Annotated in this window: 16 protein-coding genes; 2 read left to right on the plus strand and 14 right to left on the minus strand. The window is 39.4% G+C overall.

Annotated elements, in window-relative coordinates; genetic code table 11:
• Window positions 1–21: 21 nt before the first annotated feature.
• From L6494_RS22005 to L6494_RS22015, 3 genes are all read right to left on the minus strand, one after another.
• On the minus strand, window positions 22–912 hold the full coding sequence (locus L6494_RS22005; RefSeq protein ID WP_237989878.1) for an ABC transporter permease: 891 nt from the start codon (window positions 910–912) through the stop codon (window positions 22–24).
• A gap of 78 nt (window positions 913–990) precedes the next feature.
• Window positions 991–2,073, minus strand: coding sequence for a polyamine ABC transporter substrate-binding protein (locus L6494_RS22010; protein WP_237989879.1), 1,083 nt, complete (start codon window positions 2,071–2,073; stop codon window positions 991–993).
• A 3-nt stretch (window positions 2,074–2,076) separates the two neighbouring features.
• The gene (locus L6494_RS22015; protein WP_237989880.1) at window positions 2,077–3,210 is read right to left on the minus strand and encodes an ABC transporter ATP-binding protein; all 1,134 of its coding nucleotides are present in this window, start codon (window positions 3,208–3,210) and stop codon (window positions 2,077–2,079) included.
• 262 nt (window positions 3,211–3,472) lie between these two features.
• On the opposite strand from L6494_RS22015, the gene mrdA reads away from it, so the two are divergent.
• On the plus strand, window positions 3,473–5,290 hold the full coding sequence (mrdA, locus tag L6494_RS22020; protein WP_237989881.1) for a penicillin-binding protein 2: 1,818 nt from the start codon (window positions 3,473–3,475) through the stop codon (window positions 5,288–5,290).
• 86 nt (window positions 5,291–5,376) lie between these two features.
• Here mrdA and L6494_RS22025 read toward each other — a convergent pair whose 3' ends face one another.
• The gene (locus L6494_RS22025; RefSeq protein ID WP_237989882.1) at window positions 5,377–5,778 is read right to left on the minus strand and encodes an ExbD/TolR family protein; all 402 of its coding nucleotides are present in this window, start codon (window positions 5,776–5,778) and stop codon (window positions 5,377–5,379) included.
• Window positions 5,762–6,415, minus strand: coding sequence for a MotA/TolQ/ExbB proton channel family protein (locus L6494_RS22030; protein WP_237989883.1), 654 nt, complete (start codon window positions 6,413–6,415; stop codon window positions 5,762–5,764). The genes L6494_RS22025 and L6494_RS22030 overlap by 17 nt, the downstream gene beginning before the upstream one ends.
• 261 nt (window positions 6,416–6,676) lie before the next feature.
• Between L6494_RS22030 and L6494_RS22035 the strand changes: the two genes are divergently transcribed.
• Complete coding sequence (locus L6494_RS22035; RefSeq protein ID WP_237989884.1) at window positions 6,677–8,113, plus strand: TonB family protein; 1,437 nt, start codon at window positions 6,677–6,679, stop codon at window positions 8,111–8,113.
• On the opposite strand, the gene L6494_RS22040 is transcribed toward L6494_RS22035, so the two are convergent.
• The 9 genes from L6494_RS22040 to L6494_RS22080 form a co-directional block, all read right to left on the minus strand.
• Window positions 8,077–9,213, minus strand: coding sequence for a WD40 repeat domain-containing protein (locus L6494_RS22040; protein WP_237989885.1), 1,137 nt, complete (start codon window positions 9,211–9,213; stop codon window positions 8,077–8,079). The two genes, L6494_RS22035 and L6494_RS22040, sit on opposite strands and share 37 nt — an antisense overlap.
• A 129-nt stretch (window positions 9,214–9,342) precedes the next feature.
• Window positions 9,343–9,909, minus strand: a complete 567-nt coding sequence (locus L6494_RS22045) for a ferric reductase-like transmembrane domain-containing protein (protein ID WP_237989886.1) — start codon at window positions 9,907–9,909, stop codon at window positions 9,343–9,345.
• A gap of 406 nt (window positions 9,910–10,315) precedes the next feature.
• Window positions 10,316–11,629, minus strand: coding sequence for a glycosyltransferase family 4 protein (locus L6494_RS22050; protein ID WP_237989887.1), 1,314 nt, complete (start codon window positions 11,627–11,629; stop codon window positions 10,316–10,318).
• Window positions 11,630–11,715: 86 nt separating this feature from the next.
• On the minus strand, window positions 11,716–12,480 hold the full coding sequence (locus L6494_RS22055) for a class I SAM-dependent methyltransferase (protein ID WP_237989888.1): 765 nt from the start codon (window positions 12,478–12,480) through the stop codon (window positions 11,716–11,718).
• 5 nt (window positions 12,481–12,485) lie between these two features.
• Window positions 12,486–13,496, minus strand: a complete 1,011-nt coding sequence (locus tag L6494_RS22060; RefSeq protein ID WP_237989889.1) for a glycosyltransferase — start codon at window positions 13,494–13,496, stop codon at window positions 12,486–12,488.
• 34 nt (window positions 13,497–13,530) lie between these two features.
• Window positions 13,531–14,886, minus strand: a complete 1,356-nt coding sequence (locus L6494_RS22065) for a glycosyltransferase family 2 protein (RefSeq protein ID WP_237989890.1) — start codon at window positions 14,884–14,886, stop codon at window positions 13,531–13,533.
• Window positions 14,883–16,094 (minus strand): glycosyltransferase family 2 protein, encoded by a 1,212-nt coding sequence (locus L6494_RS22070; protein WP_237989891.1) that lies wholly within the window; start codon window positions 16,092–16,094, stop codon window positions 14,883–14,885. The genes L6494_RS22065 and L6494_RS22070 overlap by 4 nt, the downstream gene beginning before the upstream one ends.
• Before the next feature lie 28 nt (window positions 16,095–16,122).
• The gene (locus L6494_RS22075) at window positions 16,123–17,916 is read right to left on the minus strand and encodes an ABC transporter ATP-binding protein (protein WP_237989892.1); all 1,794 of its coding nucleotides are present in this window, start codon (window positions 17,914–17,916) and stop codon (window positions 16,123–16,125) included.
• Window positions 17,917–18,012: 96 nt separating this feature from the next.
• Complete coding sequence (locus tag L6494_RS22080) at window positions 18,013–19,116, minus strand: glycosyltransferase family 2 protein (protein WP_237989893.1); 1,104 nt, start codon at window positions 19,114–19,116, stop codon at window positions 18,013–18,015.
• Between the last annotated feature and the right edge of the window lie 83 nt (window positions 19,117–19,199).

A 19,199-nucleotide genomic window follows, 5' to 3' on the forward strand; every position in this document is an offset into this window, starting at 1 on the left:
GGTATCTCAGTATTCCAACTATTATTGCTTAGGTGTGGCTTCACCAAATTTAATTAGTAGAGCGATCGCAATACTCACAGTTAAAATTAATGTCATACTCAAAGCTGAACCAAACCCCCAATTTTGAGTAACTCCGAGAAATTGGTTATAAACTAACCTCGCTGCCGTCATACTAGAACTACCACCCAACAATTCTGGATCAATAAAATCCCCTAATCCTGTGATAAATACTAGCAGTGAACCAGCCATAATTCCTGGTAAAATTTGCGGAACTGTCACTTTCCAAAAAGTCTGGATGGGATTTGCACCTAAATCGGCTGCTGCTTCTAATAAACGCCTATCTAACTTTTCGAGGGAAGCATATAAAATTAAAACCATGTAGGGTAAAAAGCTGTAGCTCATACCAATCAATACAGCCGGTACACTGTGGAGTAATTGTAAAGTAGGTAAACCTAGACTAGTTAGCAGACTGTTGAATAAACCCGTGCGGCGCAAAATCGTAATCCAAGCATAGGAACGCAGTAGAGAAGAAGTCCACAAAGGTAAGACAAAACCCAATATCAGTAAATTACGCCAACGTTGCGGTGCAATTTGAGCAATCCAATATGCAACGGGAAAACCAAGAATTAAACAAATAATTGTTGTGCTAACGGCTAACCCTAGCGATCGCACAATCACTCTCAAGTATAAAGGATCAAAAATGCGGATATAGTTATCAAATCCACTTGGGTTAACTATATCACCTGGTCGAATATCCGGTACTAAACTTAATTGAAAAATGATCAGTGTTGGTAGCACCAGCAAAAGTAACAACCAAACACCAGCCGGGGCGAGTAATGTTAAAGGTTGTAACCAATTAAATCGGGGGCGATTTATTTCTATGTTCTCAATATTACGAATTTCAATAGACACAATTTTTATTTGAGAAATTACTTTAGCGTAGCGGGACGCAGCCCATTATGAATTACGAATTACGAATTACGAATTATTTTAACTGCTAGTTAATTGAGTCCAATATCGCTCATAAACTTCTTCAAATTGTCCCAAGGGACTAAGGCGTTCACACTTTTCTAAAAGCGTATCTGGAGGAAACAAATTAATATTATTTTTAATTTCATTAGGTAATAGTTCAAAACCTGCACTATTGGGTGTGGCAATTTTTAATCTTTTGCTAATAGTTGCTGCTATCTCTGGTTGCAAAATAAAGTTAATCCAAGCATAAGCACCATCTATATTTGGTGCTGATTTGGGAATTACCATTGTGTCAGTCCATAGTGAAGAACCACTGCGAGGAATTACATATTTGAGTTTGGGGTTTTCCTTCATCACTCTGATGGCATCGGCAGAATAACACATTGCTAAAACTAAATCACCTGCTAATATTTGATTTTGCCAAGCATCAGTGTCAAACGCTGCGATCGCTGGCTTAAGTTCTGTTAATTTTTGATAAGCTTCTTTAATTTGGTTTTCATTTTGTGAATTGTAGGAATAACCCAACATTCGCAATACTGCACCCATAACTTCCCGCACATCATTTAATAATGTCATGCGCTTATTGAGTATGGCTTTATTTTGCCAGAGATAATCCCAATCTTCCGGTGCTTGTTTCAGGACTTCCGAGTTATAAATTAATCCGGTTGTTCCCCAATTAAAGGGGATACTGTAGCGGTTTTTGGGGTCGTAACTGGGATTTTGAAACTGAGGAAATAAATTATCTAAACCAATCAGGCGATCGGGTGTTAATTCTCTTAATAAATTCCTGTCTACCATCTTCTCTACCATATAATCAGATGGATAAATCACGCTATAAGTACCACCACCCCCAGCTAGCAGTTTAGCTAACATCACTTCATTAGAATCATAGGGATCTACAAACACCTTCATTCCCGTTTGGGTACTAAAAGTTTGCAATAGTTGTTGATCAGAATATTGCGTCCAAGTATATAGATATAATCTATCAGTGCGCCCAGAACTAGTAGAAGCCCGCACATCAGCCAATCTCCAGCCACAACCAGCTAAAGATAAAGTAGCAAGTGCTGTTACTCCTTGTAAAAAATTGCGTCTGTTAGTCATTAGTTAAGAATCAATCGCTAAACAATCATCTTCTACCCACCAAGCGTAAATAGGGGTGTCACGGTCTGGTAAGCTGCCAAAGGTGTTGGGCTGTAAAACATTAAGACTGATACCGTTAATTAATTCCACAACATAATTAACGTGAGTTCCTAAATACATGATATTTACTAGTCTTCCCTCAAAGCAGTTGTTTACTAAAGTAGGTTGATATAAGGAAAGCTGGATTTTTTCTGGCCGCACACTAACTACTACAGCTTTTAATAGTTCCGTTGGTGTGTCTTCTGTGCGATTAACTACAATAGTGAGTCCGGTTTTGGTGACAACTTGCACCAGTGAAGCTTCTACGGCTGTGATTTCACCGCTAAATAAATTTGTATCACCAATAAAATCCGCTACAAAAGATGTCTTAGGTCGTTCGTAAATTTCGCTAGGACTGCCAATTTGCTCGATTTTGCCTTGATTCATCACGGCGATGCGATCGCTTAATGATAACGCCTCCTCTTGGTCGTGTGTCACCATGATGAAAGTTAAACCCAGGTCTTTGTGTAAATTTGATAACTCGAACTGCATTTCCTTACGGAGTTTTAAATCTAACGCCCCTAATGGTTCATCTAGCAGCAACACAGCCGGACGATTTACTAAAGCCCTAGCTAATGCTACTCTTTGCTGTTGACCACCAGAAAGTTGATGAGGAAAACGCGATCGCAAACTTTCCATTTTCACCAACTTTAAAGCTTCATTGACTCGACTATCAATTTCGGCTTGACGGAGTTTCTCTTTTTTGAGGCGTAGTCCAAAGGCGATATTATTCCAGACATTCAGGTGGTTAAACAAAGCATAGCTTTGAAATACTGTATTCACAGGGCGGCGGTAAGGTGGTACATCAGTCATCGGCTGACCCTGAATTAATAACTTACCCGCATCAACCTGTTCAAACCCAGCAATGAGGCGTAGTGTAGTAGTTTTTCCACAACCAGAAGGCCCTAAAATACTAAAAAACTCCCCCTGTCTAATATCCAAATCTATTCCATGTACTGCCGGTTCTTGGTTAAAAAACTTGAACACGTTACGCAGTTCAACATCAAGCGGCTGAAAAGCCACAATTCCTCTCTGGTGCTGGGTCACAGTTTGAGCCATAATCTTTAGTAGAATGCCGTGATTTTACGTAATTTTGTCACCTAATGTAGCCTATTAAGCAGACAGAACATCACACTTGGGTTTATTGTATCCGCCTAAAACCTCTGTGCCAAAAAGAATATTCCCAATTGTTACATACTCAGCATTAAGTAGCAGTTTCTGGGAACTTTACGTACAAGGAACTGGGATTAACAATTCAAAAGTAAAAATTCAAAAGTAAAAATTCAAAAGTAAAATTAGTTCATCTACAATATTTTTTCCTATGGCTACATTCCAACCAACTCCCCTGGGAGGAAAAAAAGATACACGTACAGTTGGACGGAATTACCAGTCTATATTTTTGATTATATTTACCTTATTAATGACGACTGGGATTGGCGTGCGGTTGGCATATTTGCAAATTGTGGAAGGAGAATACTACCGCAAACGAGCTGAATCAAATCGGATTCGGATGATTCCCAAACAACCAGAAAGAGGTAATATTTTTGACCGCAATGGCAAACTATTAGCTAGTACACGTTATCCTCGCTCTGTCTATTTGTGGCCAATGGCACATACCAAACCTGCGTGGAAAGTCGTGGGGGCGCGTCTAGCCCAAATTTTGGATATTCCCCAAGACGAAATTGAAAAGAAACTCGAAGAAGCTGGTGCTAACTCATCTTCACTGATTCGGATTGCACGTGATTTGAATGAAGCCCAAATTACAGCTATAAAAGAGTATGAAAACGAACTGCAAAATGTGGAAATACATACGGAAGCCGTTCGTTACTATCCCAAAGGTCGGGAATTAGCCCATATACTAGGCTATACACGAGAATTAACCGCCGAACAACTCCAAGAAAAGAAAAAAGACGGCTACCGTCTAGGAGATGTGATTGGGCAAATGGGCATAGAAAAAGCCTATGAAACCTCACTAAGGGGTGAATGGGGAGGTCAGCAGGTAGAAGTGGATGGGGCTGGGCGACCACTGCGGGTATTAGGAGAAAAACAAGCCAAACCAGGTAATGATATTCGCCTGACCATAGATTTAGATATGCAATTAGCAGCAGAGAAAGCCTTGGGAAGTCGCAATGGTGCGATCGTTGCGCTTGATCCCAAAAACGGTGCTGTTTTAGCTATGGTGTCTCACCCCACTTTTGATCCCAATATTTTCTCCAAGCAAAAACTGACACAAAAAGATTGGGAGTCTGTACAAGGTGAAGATCATCCCCTGGTTAATCGCGCCCTGAGTGCTTTCCCACCCGCTAGTACCTTTAAGATTGTCACCAAAACCGCCGCGCTAGAATCAGGTAAGTATTCTCCTAGCACAGTTCTACAAACCTACGGTTCATTAACTATTGGTGGTACTAGATTTGGTGAGTGGAATCATGCTGGTTTCGGCCCATTAGGTTTTGTGGGCGCAATGCAGTGGAGTAGTGATACTTTCTTTTATCAAGTTGCTAAGGGAATTGGTGGTCCGACTCTGATTAAGTGGACTCGTAAATATGGCTTTGGGGAAAAAACAGGTTTTGAGTTCACTTCGGAAGAATCAAAAGGTTTAGTCCCGGATGACGCATGGAAGCGGAAAGCTCGCAAGATGCCTTGGACTATAGGCGACACGATTAATATGTCTATTGGTCAAGGTGCTTTATTGGGTACACCTCTACAAGTGGCGGTAATGTTTGCTATCCCAGCTAATGGTGGCGATCGCGTCCAACCACATTTGCTTAAAGACAATGAAGAAGCCAGAAGTTGGCGAAAAGAGGTGAAGATGAAGCCCTCAACGATAAAACTTCTACAGGAAGGATTGCGTAAAGTAATCACTGAAGGAACAGGCAAAGTTTTAAACAAACCCACTATTCCCCCAGTAGCCGGGAAAAGTGGTACAGCCGAGGCTTGGAAGCGCGGTATCAAGCAAAATCATACTTGGTTTGGTGCTTATGCCCCGGCTGACAAGCCAGAAGTTTTGATTGTTGCCTTTACTGAACATTCTGGGGGTGGTGGTGGTAGTCTTGCAGCACCAATGATTTTACAAATCATGGAAGACCATTTCCAACGCAAATATCCCGGTAAGTATCAGAAACCAGTTAATGGTCAATAGGAATTGGGAATTGGGAATTGGGAATCGGGTATCTGGTATTGAATTTTTCTCCCTCAGTCCCCAGTCCCCAGTCCCCAGTCCCAAAACTACTTTTGAGTAGCGATCGCTAATTTTGCTCCCTTAACTTGCCTTACCTGATCCATAACAGCTACTACTTTACCGTGTCCTACTTTTTCATCAGCATTAATAATTACCAAGGGTTCTGAGTTAGAACCAGCTATATTACGTATTTGTTCTGCTAGAGAATTAACTAAAATTAGTTGGCGATTCAGGCTAACTTCTCCTTTCTCGTCAATGCTGATGGTAATTTTTGTCGGTACTTGCTGTTGATTAGCTGTAGATGCCTTCGGTAAATTTACTGGTAAACCTTCTGATCTAGTTAAAAACAGCGTTGACATGATAAAAAATGTCAAAATCGCAAAGATGACATCAATCATCGGCACAATATTAATCTGTGCTGGGATATCAGGTTCATCTTGTAGACGCATAGGTTTTCTCCCCTCTTTCATAGCGGCGGCGATAGAGTAATTCTAACTGTCCTCCATATTCCTGAAATAAGGCCATTTGCCTGCTATAAAGTCCGCGAAAGGAGTTGGCGAAAAACAGTGTAAATATAGCAACCACTAATCCGGCGGCTGTAGACACTAAAGCTTCACTGATCCCATCTGTAACTTCTGCGGTTTTCGTCCCTCCCACATCCCCAATATCCAAAGAAGCAAAGGAAGCAATCAACCCTAATACTGTACCGAGTAGACCTAACAGTGGTGCTAAACCAATGATGGTGTCAAAAAGATTTTGAAAGCGTTTGAGTATGGGGATCTCAGCTTGCGCTTCACTTTCTAAAGCTAAACGAAATTCTTCTGGATTTGGTTCTTCTAATTCCAGCGCAGCTAAAAAAACCCGTGCAAGGGGCAAATCTGCATTTTTTTGGAGTTTATCTATTGCACCTACTACATTGTCTAACCGATAGAGTTTCAATACCTCTGCGATGACACGACTTTGACGATTATTAATTCTCAGCCAAAACCTGACACGTTCAATAATTAGTGCCACCCCCAATATAGAAAATCCCAATAGCGGCCACATAACTACGCCGCCAGCTGTAAACAGATTCGTAATTCCCATGAAGAGCCTCGTTAAACTAAAAACACAGAGACTATTAGCATCCTCAGATAACTTGAGAGGAATTGTCAAGACATTTTAAATAAATATGCAACTTTTTTGCAATTAATTTATGATAATTTTCCTAATAAAAACGCTATAAACGTCTCTGTAACTATTTTATAGTCATTCAATACAGCTAATAACTTGACTATTTAATTACTTGATATTTGTATCTAAGCATTCTACTATGTTTAAGTTAGTAATATTAGCTCGCAATAAATTATGACCTTTTCGGGCATAGCTGTTGAGCAGCGTTCAAAGGAAACTGAGGCTCTCAGGTCTTTTCTGGTTTACAGTCTGATTGGCTCAGTGGCGTTGCATATTGGGATATTAGCCATAGGCATAGGCAATCTGTTGCAAAGAACTTCTGAGGTTGAGAATGAACCTCTAGAGGTGACAATCATTGATACTCCGAAGGTAGAACCAGAACCAACACCACTGGAGATTAAACCTGAACCAAAACCTGAACCAGAAACTCGACCACAACCTCAAGCGATCGCTCCCGTGGCGATCGCACCTGTAAAATTAAACCCTGAGCCAGTACAAAAGATTTCTAATAACCTCAAAACTCCTCAAGTTCAACAGCAGCCTAATAAAACTATCGCACCAACCGTAAAAACACAGTTAACAACACAACCCCAAAAAGTCCTCACATCTGAACCTACCAATACACAACAAACGACAACCCAAGCTGTAGAGCAAAGCAGTAATAAATTAAGAGGGTTGTTAAGTGGCATTAGAGATGCTAGAGCAAATAGTAATGCTGTAGGAGAGTCAAACAATTCTACAAATACAGGCTCTAACGTCCCTGTACAGTCTAGTAATAATAGACGAAGCAGAGGCATGGAAACACAAGCTACAGCCCCAAGTCCGGCCAAAATAGAAACTCCATCAAGCAGTAATAATACTAATAACTCTTCCAGATCAGGAAATGGCCGTGCAGCCTGTCGTGATTGCGGCACTAATTATCCAGAAGCGGCTAGAAGACGAGGCGTAGAAGGCAAAGTTGGAGTAGCTGTTGATACTGATGAAAAAGGTAATGTTACTAATGTCAGGATTGTCAACTCCAGTGGTAATCGTGACTTAGATGAAGAAACCTTGAGACAAGCACGTAACTGGAAATTAAAACCTTCTGCTAGTGGTAGAAGTGGAGTATCTATCGATACTGAATATGCCATTGCCGGTTCTCGGCGTTACCGCGAACTACAAGAACGCAAAAGACAAGCAAGACAACGAGCTGCTGCTAATACAAATACAACAGAAGCAGCATCTAGTAATCGGCAAAGTTCTAGAGCATCAAGTAATACAGAAACTCCCACAAGAAGTAATACAGAAACTAGAGTCAGACGCAGGCGGTTATCTCCTACATCATCTCCAGACACTCCCACATCCCAACAATCAACAGCATCAAGCACCAATAATAGAAGAACATCGGACAATCAAACAAGTGTCAGAAATTCTTTACGTAGGGTGCGACGTGAGCGTACAGCTACCCAATCATCACCCTCATCACAACCAAATGCAACTCGGCGGCGGAGAAGAAATCAGACAGAAGAAGCCCCATCTTCTAGTTCTAGTCGGTTAAGGAATGCTTTACGTCGTTCCCGCCAGCCATCTCAACCTCAATCTTCATCTCCAGATGCTTCTACATCTGAGTAAGTTTGTAGTAAGGGCTTTAGCCCTTTCTTGTTCTCGTACTGTTTCCTCTTCTCCAGTATTTGAGTATGAGTAGTGGTATTGTGGGGTGCAGACCAAAGTTTGATGGTTTCGTCACTACTACCACTTGCTAGGGTTTGCCCATTCGGACTAAAGGCAACAGACCATACAGACTTGGTATGTCCTTTAAAGTTGGCAAGCACTTTGCTAGTAGCGAGATCCCAGAGCTTAATTGTTGTGTCATAACTACCACTGGCCAAGGTCTTTCCATTCGGACTAAAAGCAATAGACCATACAGAATTGGTATGTCCTGCAAAGTTAGCAAGGGTTTTGCCAGTAGTTACATCCCAGAGCTTAATAGTTTTATCCATACTCCCACTAGCAAGCTTTTGCCCATCAGGACTGAAAGCAACAGAGCATACTCCTTGGGAGTGACCTGTCAGAGTTTGGATGAGTTTTGGACTACCTGTGCTTAACTGCCAAATTTTGATGGAATTATCTTTACTACCACTGGCTAACTTCTGGCTATCAGGGCTAAAAGCAACAGACTTTACCCAGCCTACATTCTGGAGCGTCAAGAGTTCTTTTCCTGTATCTAGATTCCAGAGTTTAATGGTATGGTCAGCACTGCTACTAGCAAGTAATTTTCCATTTGGACTGATAGCGATCGCTTGTACATCGTCTCTATGTCCATCAAGGGTACGTATAAGAGTTCCTGTTTTCAGATTCCATAGTTTAATTCGATTATCCCAACTGCCACTGGCGAGTACAAGCTGATCAGTGCTAATTGCTAAGGATACAACTGCATCCGTATGACCTTTAAAACTGTGGAGTAATTTGCCAGTGTGCAGATGCCAAATTTTGATTGCGCCTTTATAGCTACCACTAGCCAAGGTATGACCATCTGGACTGATAGCGATCGCATAAATCCAGGCTGAATGTCCTTGAAGGGTTCGATCAGGTTGAATAATTGGCAAGGAAATAATGTCAGGTTTTACCATTGGGAATGGTAATTGCAAACGACAAGAGTTCAACCCAACCAAGGTTGCTGTAGACGTAATTGCCAGTATGGCTGTAATTTGCTTAACTATTGGGTTTGACACTACAAAGTAACTCTCCATTTACACAATTTGAGCGACAAATAGTACAAGAAAAAAGAAGGCAGAAGAAAAAAACGCTGGTTTTACCTTTTTCAAGTAATTAGTTACTTCTGCCATGTTTTACTAATGAAACTATCTAGTGCTTTTTCCTGCTAAATCTACTTGAGTTACTTTAGTAGTTTTTCTTTGTTGCTTACCTTTGTGTTCCATCCAAAATCGGATGATACATAAAACTGCAATTATGGTAGTAGCAATCAGGCTAATTGGTGTTAGATACGTCCAATGACCTGACATCTTATCCCAAATATGCCAAATCAAAATAGCCAGAGCGATATAAGTGAGTTGGTGTAATTGTTTCCAGGTTTTTTTCATAATTTTTACACTCCAATTATTAGAAGTAATGAATAGCAATGTAAAAATTATGAAAGTTCCTACACCCTGGATATATATCCAAAATGTGCTGAGGTCTAAAAAATCAAACTTTCTCTTTTGAATCATTAGTAAAGCATGACCTAAAGCTAAAATGAAAGATGCAATACCTATGATTCGACGGCGTTTTAGTAGCCATTGGGGAATACCAGTAGCTTTAGTTTCTGGAAAAACAATTCTGAGATTTGTCGGCAGTAATGTGACTATATAGCTAGCTAATGCTATAAATCCAAGTGTATTAGCCAGGGGTGATTCATCAATTGTAAACATGATTAACCATCTCACAATTAGATTGTTGACTATAGTCCAATACGGTTAAGTTAAGGATTATTTGTTCAGATAATTGACATTAAAAGACACGATAAATCACGCCTAAAAATGATGTTTTTGGGCTTAACTTAACCGTATTATGCTATAAGTAGGATAAATATAAACAATGAAAAACAGACGTGATTTATCCGAATTGAAATAGTAAGCCAACCGGGAATTTTAGTCGGTAACGTCAATTCTACGTATTTATCAGGAATTTACTTAAAGTTTATGCAATTTCCCCAAAAAATGAAGAGAGAATTTTTTGGAGGAGATGATCAACCATTAATCAGGGATTTTAAATCGGTTATCAAGATGGATAAGGAAGCAACGCAATTTTGTGAGGTCGGATTTTATCGTTAACAACTTAGTCACTTTGCGCCAAAATAAACTCACGTAGTTGCTTACCAATAGCTTCTAAAGAAAAGTATTTTTCTGCGCGATCGCGCCCGCGTTTACCCAATTCATGTCTCCAAGCTTGGTTGTCTAGGAGAGAACCAATACCTTCAGCTAAGGCTGTGCTGTCTTCACGAGGTACGATTATTCCCCCTGATAACTCTCTGTCTGGCAAAATATCAGGAACACCAGGGGCATCAGTAGCTACTACAGGTAGACTACAAGACATGGCTTCGATGGGTGCGACAGGAAAACCTTCGTGGCGAGAAGGGAGGGTGTAGACATCAGCCGCCGATAAATAACGTTGAATAGCAGTGCGATCGCGGACGTATTCATTTCTCCAAATGATTCCCGGTAACTGCTTCTGGGCAATTAGTTGTCCTAACTTCTCTGCATCAGAACCAGTACCGACAAGAAGTAAACGCAAATTCCTATCAGGGCGTTTTTCACAAATATCTTGCCAGGCATCCATCAGGATATCTAGCCCCTTACGATATATTTCTATCCGCCCGTGATACACTACAACCTCAGCATCTAAAGGAATCTCTAATATTGTTCTAGCTTCAGTGCGATCGCTGGCGTGCCAATTCGCTACATCCATTGGGTTAAAAATCTGTGCTATCTTGGTAGAGGGCAAACTGTACCGAGACTGTAATCGTTCCAATTCCGTTTGGGTAGCTACTACTAAACCAGCACAGGCTGAAAGTGTGATTGGACGTACCAAACCTTCCCAGCGTGAGAGTTGAAAATCACCTCCTTGAAAAGTAGCAAATACAGGTAAACGCATTAACCATCCCAACAATACGCAAGTATCAAATCGCGCATATTCGTATTCTTGACACAAAATAGCTTGACATCCTTCGTGGCGCAGTTCACGGGCAAGATGTAATATTGGTGTAGCTAGATAAGGTGCAGCATCTCTCAGCACTGCTAACAGATTACGACGGACTCCCTGTACATCCCCAAATACCTCGGTAATATTCCAACCGTAGGGGTTCAACATGGGACGACGTACAACTTGATAAAGTTTAGGCGCAGGTAATACACAGATAGTTGCACCTGTAGGCTTGTGGGTATAGCGCACAGTTGTAGTTACCCGTGCGGAAATACAAAACAGCACTGTCCGTACATTAGCCAGCTTTAAAGCATCGATATAACCGAACATCCAACCGCCAGTCATCTCATTGCAAAAAGCCTCGAAAGTAACTCCGATGGTGTCTAAAAAATCTTCAATTAAATCACCCCAATGTAAAAGGGCAATAGTAAATTCTGATTGGTTGCTCATGAGATGATGAAGATTAATTATTGACTAAACTAAAGCCGACTTATTATTAATAGTTTTTTTTGAAATTTCCATAATCATTATTGCTCTTATATTTTCTGCCAAACTGAAGCTGTTTCTGTTCCCAATCCTTGTGGTTTGTGCAGATAATAACTCAACCATGTCAAAGGACTCAGCATATTACACAAAATTCGACGCTTACGAGGTGATAAGTTAGAAAATGCTACATCATGACATATAACTGTTAAAGGGTTAATAAAAGTAGCATATTCCTGACAGGGTAAATTGATTAAAGCTTTGAGTTCTGCTAACGTGTAACCACGTCTAACATGACCCCATTCCGCCATCACATCGGCTTCACTAGGGCAAACAGATTTCATAAATTTATAGTAAGGAAACCGCCAATTCTCATTAGGCGTACTAATTAACAGAAAACCATTTGGACGCAATACTCGTAACGCCTCTGAGACTGCTTTTTGATCATCTGGTACGTGTTCTAATAGGTCGAACATTGTTACAGCATCAAATGATTCATCTGCAAAAGGTAAATTTGTCGCATCTCCACAAACAAAGCTGACTTGTTCTTGTTGGTTGCAAGGAGCGTTGGCGTATTCAGGATTAAAGTCTATATTAGTAATTTTTGCTTGGGGATATAGTAAAGATGTTAGTCCACTCTGACCACCACCTACCTCTAGAATTTTTTGTAATGGTTGGTTGGGAGCGACATTATGAATAGCACGCATTTTTTCCCGATAAAAAAATCCTTGAGTCAGAGGCTCTGGAAAAGGATTGTAGGCTAAAAATTCCTGTAAATGCAATTTGAAATTATCTTTTTTAGCGGATAGAGTAACCATATTTTCTAAGTATTTGAATTAACTAATTTTGCAGAACCTATTAACTTTTGTCTTTCTTGTTTATTCATGCAGATTATTCTGAATATCCCTGTCCATTTGCCCAGAACAAAACCCAAGACGATGGGAATTTCTGCCGCTTCCATGTAACTACGTTTTAGCCGAACTTTTAAGGCTTCTTTACAAATATCAACTGTAGCGGTAAAGGTAGAATAAATAGATTCTATAATCAGGCGTTGGTATGAATTATTCCAAGTCAAACTGTCACCCATTAACTGGCTGATTCCTAAACCATAATTGATATTAACGAGGTATTTATGTTCAGTGCGTCTTGTAGGAATATAGTGCAGTAATTTGCAGGCGGGATTGTACCAAATATCGTAACCTGCGCTGCGGATACGCAAAACCATTTCCACATCACCCCCAGAGACTAACTTTTTACCCACGCGATCGCTCAAGAATTGCTCTTTGATCCAGTTAGTATGTAAAATGGCTTTTCTACTAATAATTAATCCTGCCCCAACTAAACAATTTGGTTGCATAATATTCATGCCATGCTCTTGTTGGGCAAATGAATATCCATACTTCAATACATAACCAGGTGGAGACGTTTCCCAATCTAAAATGACTTTTCCACCAAAAGCACCACAGTCTGGATAGAGAGAAGCAAATTTAGCTGCTTCTGCTACCCAGTCTGGGTCTAACATACAGTCATCATCAACCAAGGCAATCCAATCTCCGGTTGTATTTTGGATGCCGCAGAGACGCGCATGATTTAAGCCTTGTTTTGGTTCTAAAAGCATAGATATTTGGGGTATGCTTTGAGACTGAATGTATTTTTCAACAACTGCTGGTGTTTCATCTGTGCAGTTGTTATTGACAACTAAGACTTGCCACTTTACATTGTCTGGTACTTGTTGGTTAGCAATTTTATTTAAGACTCTATCGAGTAAGCCAGCATTATTGTAAGTGCAAATAACTAAATCAATCGATATTAGCTTATCCTTATTTAAAACCATATTATTCAAGCACCCGAATTTATCAGTGAGGTTATTAATTCTGCATTTTAGAGTTTGATTTTTCAATTCTCGCGTTGGCGTAAGATTCTGTCGATAAGGAACTTGACCAAGCTGGTTTTTTCCTGTTGTTTATGTAAAACTTGATTCCAGCTAGACAGCCAAGTATTTCGGTAAATACAGAACTATATCGCGGCTGAAAACCTTTTTTCAGTCTTTGTAAAGTTAATTTGGCATAATATCTAGGCAAAGCCAAGCATAAGCGACGCAAGTTTCCCCAATGTTTATATTGAGCAAACTGTATTAATAACGCTGTCACATGACCACGCATATATTGATAAGCTTGGTCTGTGAAAGCATCAAAATTCCGGCGATGATAGTGAAAAACTACTGATGTCGGTTCATAGCGACAAATCCAGCCTTCAGCCAGGATTCTGTACCACATTTCCGAGTCTTCACTACATCCAGATGCACCTGCACCCAGGCGTTCATCGAAATACCCTACTACATCAAAAGCATGACGGCGAAAGGCCATATTAGCACCTGCTCCAATGCGCCACACGGGAACACTAAGATGCTTCATATCTTCAAAGAACTGCATATCAAAATGGATGGCGCGATATCCCCACCCTGAGCCTCCTGAACCTTTATAGAAGATGAATTGTGCTTCTGTTTCCAGTTCAGCTGGTAACATGAGTCCGGTAACAGCTAGGACTTTGGGATTTACAAAAGCTTGCTGTAAACGAAGACACCAGTCTGGGTGAACTTCTACATCGTCATCAGTGAAAGCAATAATCTCTCCTGTCGAGTGGCTAATCCCAGTATTACGCGCTACACTTAGCCCTGGTCGTGGTTCTAACACGTACTCAATCTGAGGTATTTGTGCAACTACCTGGCGTGTGTTGTCATCTGAGGGTGCATTATCGACGACAATAATCTGTTGTGGAGGTTGAGATAAATTTACTAGCGATCGCAAACACCGTGCTAGTTGTTCTGGTCGATTGCGCGTACAAATCACTACAGATATAGAATTATTGACTGGTTGAGTGTAAGTTTGTTGCAGTTCTTGGAGGGGTTGCTGTAAAGCCAACAAAGCCTGAAAATCTGATGGTTTATCCCTGGCTGGATTTGCACAAACCACTGGTAAAGGTGCTTTGAAGCCGTTTTCTAGTAAGCGATCGCCTACGGCTGGTGTGATGGCTTGCAATGCTATATTCCGCAGCGTAGTTGCAGCCATAGGTAACTGTGCTGTGAGAATTTCGCGATCGCCAAGAGGAATACCCCGCCACCAAAAAACAACATATATTCCTTGATAATTGCTTTCATGATTCAGTTCTGGTAAGTCTTCGCTCAAGTCAAGATGCAAAACTTTCCAGGGAGCAAAATTACTCATGAAAATTGCCTCCTAATCATTTCAATGCGTTTTAAAGAACGAGGGTATTCCCCAAAAAATCCCATAATTCCACCCCATATTTCTGCTAATATCATTTTTGGCGGTAAAGCATGGCGACCTTGTAAACTTTCTCTCAATTGCTTAAGTTGATCTTTGATCCACCACAATATGAGACTGCGTAACTGTGAATGTTGAGCCGGGTCAGTTTGATAAGCTTTCATCACAAAAGCCATAAACCCTAAACCCCAAGTCCAGTATTGGCGATGCAGTTTTTCGTATTCTCGACGGTGTTGATGAAATACTAAGTATTCAGGCTCATAAACTAGGTTATAACCTGCCCGAATTACACGATAAAAAATATCTAAATCTCCACCACCCGGTAAGGGCGCACCTGTATCTAAGGCCTCATCAAATCCACCGATTTTTAATAATATCTCTCGACGAAATGCCATATTACATCCCGCACCAAATATACCTGCGCCACAAGGATACAGGGGATTACCGGGTAAAATTTGACCATAGCAAATTTTTTGAAACCCGCGACGAAATCCCCCTCTTTTTTCAAAAAGAATTTGCGCTTCTGTCACTAATTCATAAGGTAATACTAACCCTGTAAAAGCCGCAGCATGAGGATTTTCTTGCCATGCTGTTATCAATCCTGTTAACCATCGTCGATCTACAACGACATCATCATCTAAAAAGGCCAGAATTTCGCCATTTGCTGAGTTTATAGCTTGATTCCTAGCAAAATCTAAACCTGGTTTTGGTTCTCGCACATAACGCACCCAAGATAAGGAATCAACTAATTTTTTGGTACGTTCGTCAGATGGCGCGTTATCAATGACTAAAATTTCTAATCCTGTAATTTGTGTTGCTAATTCTTGTAAAGATTGCAAACAACGGGTTAAATTTTCTGGGCGGTCTTTTGTACAAATTGCAATGGTTAAAGAGGGAAAGGGAGTTTGAGCAACACAATAATCTAATTCTTCTAGTAGATATTCTTGAATCAGTTTACTGCTAATTTCTGGAGTAATCAATTGAGCTATTTCTGCACTAGAAAGCACCGATTTGGCTGGTAATGCTTGGAGAACAAACCCAATAGGTCTATCTTTGCGGCGGACAATTAAAGCAATACCTGTCTCATCTGGAGAGAGTGATACAGTAGGTAACGGTTCTGTCACTTCTATTTCTTGAATCTTATAAGCCATAACAATTTAATTAAAGATTTAAAATATTTCAAATATGAGCATTACGGTGTTGTAAGTTATAAAGTTGGGCAAATAGTCCGTTCAACTGGAGTAGATACTGAAGATTACCTTGCTCCGCTACTTGTCCCTCATTTAGCACAATTATTTTATCTGCTTGTTCAATGGTAGCTAGACGATGGGCTATCACAATTACTGTACGATTCTCACTTAGGGTATTAAGGGCTTCTTGAATTAAATGTTCAGAAATACTGTCAAGCGCATTTGTAGCCTCATCTAGAATCAGAATCTCTGGATTGCGGACTATCGCTCTTGCTAAAGCGATGCGTTGTCTCTGTCCACCCGATAAACGAACACCGCGATCGCCTACTTTGGTATCATACCCTTGAGGTAATTCACTAATAAATTGATGAGCATTTGCCAGTTTTGCTGCTTCTATAATTTCATCTTCTGTTACTCCCAGGCGACCATAGGCAATATTTTCTAACACCGTTGTGCTAAACATATGCACATCTTGGCTAACAATCGCAATTTGATTACGCCAATCATTTAAATTTAATTCTCTGAGTGCATAATTATCAACATAAATTTCTCCTGATTCTAGATCATAAAACCGACAAATTAAGCCAATGAGTGTAGATTTACCTGCACCAGAAGGACCTACAATAGCAGTTGTTTTACCTTGAGGAATAAACAGTGAAATATCTTGAAGGGCTGATTTTTCTCCCACATTATAAGCAAAGCTGACACCTTCAAAATAAATTCCTTGTTTTAAACTTTTAAAATTAATATGACCAGAACGAATATAAGGTTTATCAGAACTATCTAAGAGAGATAATACATCCTCTACAGCACTAGATAAAGCACTTAGACCTACGCGTGCAGCATCTAGTTGCTTTACTTTAGGCTGTAAGCGGTAGAGGATCACAATAAAAGTGAGTAGTCTTGGTAGAGATGTTTTGTCTTGCAGTAAAGTAATTACTAAAATACTCACTAATAAAATTGACGACAGAACCTCAGAAATTGGATTGACAGTTGCAGAGAGTATATCAAGTTTGAAAAATGTATTACGTACCTTTATTGAAACCCTATCAAAGCGTTCTTGCTCGTAATCTTCGCGTCCAAAAGCTCGAATTACTTTCATCCCAGCTAATCCTTCCCACATACGATTAGCCAGAGCAGAATTACTCTCTAATGCTTGTTCTCCTAATCGTTTAACTGGACGTGTAACTAGATAGGTAATTATAGATATTAATGCCATCAAGATAGAAACTAATATAGTTAGTTGCCAAGAAAGCAGTAACAGCAAAATTATAAACACAGATATCGTACAGCAATTGATGATGAGGTTAACAAAACCTGATAAGGCTTGACTAGTCCGCCAGGTTTCAGAAGCCAAAGTATTCATCAATTTGCCTGATTCATTCCCTTCTAAAAAACTATAGCTAATGCTTAAAAGTTGCCTATATATTCTTGACCGCAAATCATGGCTGATACGTGAGTTGAACCTAGAGAATAAAATACTGTTACTGTAAATCAGCAAGTTTTTTAAGAAAATACTTCCTACAATACACACAGCAATAATTATCAAACGGTTGTTAGTAGGGATATCAACAAATATACGATTGAGCAAATCTACTAAAAAATTGCTGTCACCTATTTGCACCTCTGTCTGATATAAACTTTGCAGTAATGGCATAAATAAGCTAATGCCGATTCCTTCAAATAAAGAGGATAGAGTTCCCAGCAAAACAATTACAGGAATTGCCAAAGGATAAAACTTTAAAAGAGATAATACATTTTTGTATACGTTATTTTTATTCATAAGTTTTATATACATATGAGCTTAAGTGAATATAATTATGCCGAATATTTTTCATGTTGATTTATCCTAGAGAAAAAACCTTGACAAACAATATCATTAATTGTTTTTACATCTTCTAAAAACAACATTGTTATATATATGCCAAAATTTTGGTTTTTCTTCTTTTAGTTTTATTTGAGTAATGTCAGTTATTGGATTTTTATTAAATTCCAATTCTTGTTTAAATTTTAACAAATCTCTATACTTTCCCCCGATTACAGTTTTTAATAGCTGCTTCATTACTATCTTGGAAATCAACTCATATAAGTCTGGATTAAAAAGAAATACTGCATCAAACTTTACGGCTCTGTACAGGTAGAGTATAGTATTCCCAAAGTCCTCAGCCTTGAAGGCTCGAAGTGCTAAATAGTATTGAAAATAGCTATCAGACCAATTAAATATATAACTGGCAATTTCTGGATGTCTTTGTCGAGCAGATTGCATTACTAAGTTATGAGACTTTTCCATTATTGTATACGATCTAGACATACTTCCATTTACCTGACGATATCCAATCAAAAATTCCTGGACTACACAAAATTTATAATGTTCAGCAAGACGTAGATAAATATCTAAATCTTCACATCCTTGAGCATTATTCTGTTTCAGTTCACTATTGTAGCCACCAATTGTTTCAAAACAAACTCTACGAATTAGTGGTACACTAGCATTTCCTAGGAAGTTTCTGAACAAAATTTCTTTGTACACATCTCCCTCTACACTATTCATATTTAGGTAAGACCAATAATTGTACTCGCCAATAATAGCGTCATCCTCATCAATGATTGCTGACCAAGCATAAACTACTCCTACCGATGAATCAGCATTCAAGAAGCATTCTACTTGTTTTTCTAGTTTTTTGGGATACCATATATCGTCAGCATCAACAGGCGCAATATATTCACCCGTAGACTTGGAAATTGCTAAGTTGCGAGCAGCTGCAACTCCTTTATTTGACTGCTTTATTAAAATGACTCGATTGTCGTTTCGCGCAAAAGATTCAACGATTTCAGTGGTTCTATCTAAAGATCCATCATCAACTACTAAGACTTCAATATTTATATATGTTTGAGATAGAACAGACTGTAATGTTTTACTTATAAATTTTTCTGCATTATAGGCAGGTATAATAACTGAGACCAAGGGATGATGTGATTGCATATACTCTCAAAACTCTGTATTTTATATTACTATAATTTTCAATAAAAATACTTCTGTTCAAAACCTTTTTTTACTTATGCTAA

This window comes from Nostoc sp. UHCC 0870, assembly GCF_022063185.1.
Classification (GTDB): domain Bacteria; phylum Cyanobacteriota; class Cyanobacteriia; order Cyanobacteriales; family Nostocaceae; genus Trichormus.

Coding starts and splice junctions, on each gene's coding strand:
- L6494_RS22075 (WP_237989892.1), bottom strand. CDS start 17,916: ATGAATAAAAATAACGTATACAAAAATGTATTATCTCTTTTAAAGTTT.
- L6494_RS22010 (WP_237989879.1), bottom strand. CDS start 2,073: ATGACTAACAGACGCAATTTTTTACAAGGAGTAACAGCACTTGCTACT.
- L6494_RS22050 (WP_237989887.1), bottom strand. CDS start 11,629: ATGAGCAACCAATCAGAATTTACTATTGCCCTTTTACATTGGGGTGAT.
- L6494_RS22080 (WP_237989893.1), bottom strand. CDS start 19,116: ATGCAATCACATCATCCCTTGGTCTCAGTTATTATACCTGCCTATAAT.
- mrdA (WP_237989881.1), top strand. CDS start 3,473: ATGGCTACATTCCAACCAACTCCCCTGGGAGGAAAAAAAGATACACGT.
- L6494_RS22055 (WP_237989888.1), bottom strand. CDS start 12,480: ATGGTTACTCTATCCGCTAAAAAAGATAATTTCAAATTGCATTTACAG.
- L6494_RS22065 (WP_237989890.1), bottom strand. CDS start 14,886: ATGAGTAATTTTGCTCCCTGGAAAGTTTTGCATCTTGACTTGAGCGAA.
- L6494_RS22060 (WP_237989889.1), bottom strand. CDS start 13,496: ATGGTTTTAAATAAGGATAAGCTAATATCGATTGATTTAGTTATTTGC.
- L6494_RS22070 (WP_237989891.1), bottom strand. CDS start 16,094: ATGGCTTATAAGATTCAAGAAATAGAAGTGACAGAACCGTTACCTACT.
- L6494_RS22035 (WP_237989884.1), top strand. CDS start 6,677: ATGACCTTTTCGGGCATAGCTGTTGAGCAGCGTTCAAAGGAAACTGAG.
- L6494_RS22045 (WP_237989886.1), bottom strand. CDS start 9,909: ATGTTTACAATTGATGAATCACCCCTGGCTAATACACTTGGATTTATA.
- L6494_RS22030 (WP_237989883.1), bottom strand. CDS start 6,415: ATGGGAATTACGAATCTGTTTACAGCTGGCGGCGTAGTTATGTGGCCG.
- L6494_RS22025 (WP_237989882.1), bottom strand. CDS start 5,778: ATGCGTCTACAAGATGAACCTGATATCCCAGCACAGATTAATATTGTG.
- L6494_RS22015 (WP_237989880.1), bottom strand. CDS start 3,210: ATGGCTCAAACTGTGACCCAGCACCAGAGAGGAATTGTGGCTTTTCAG.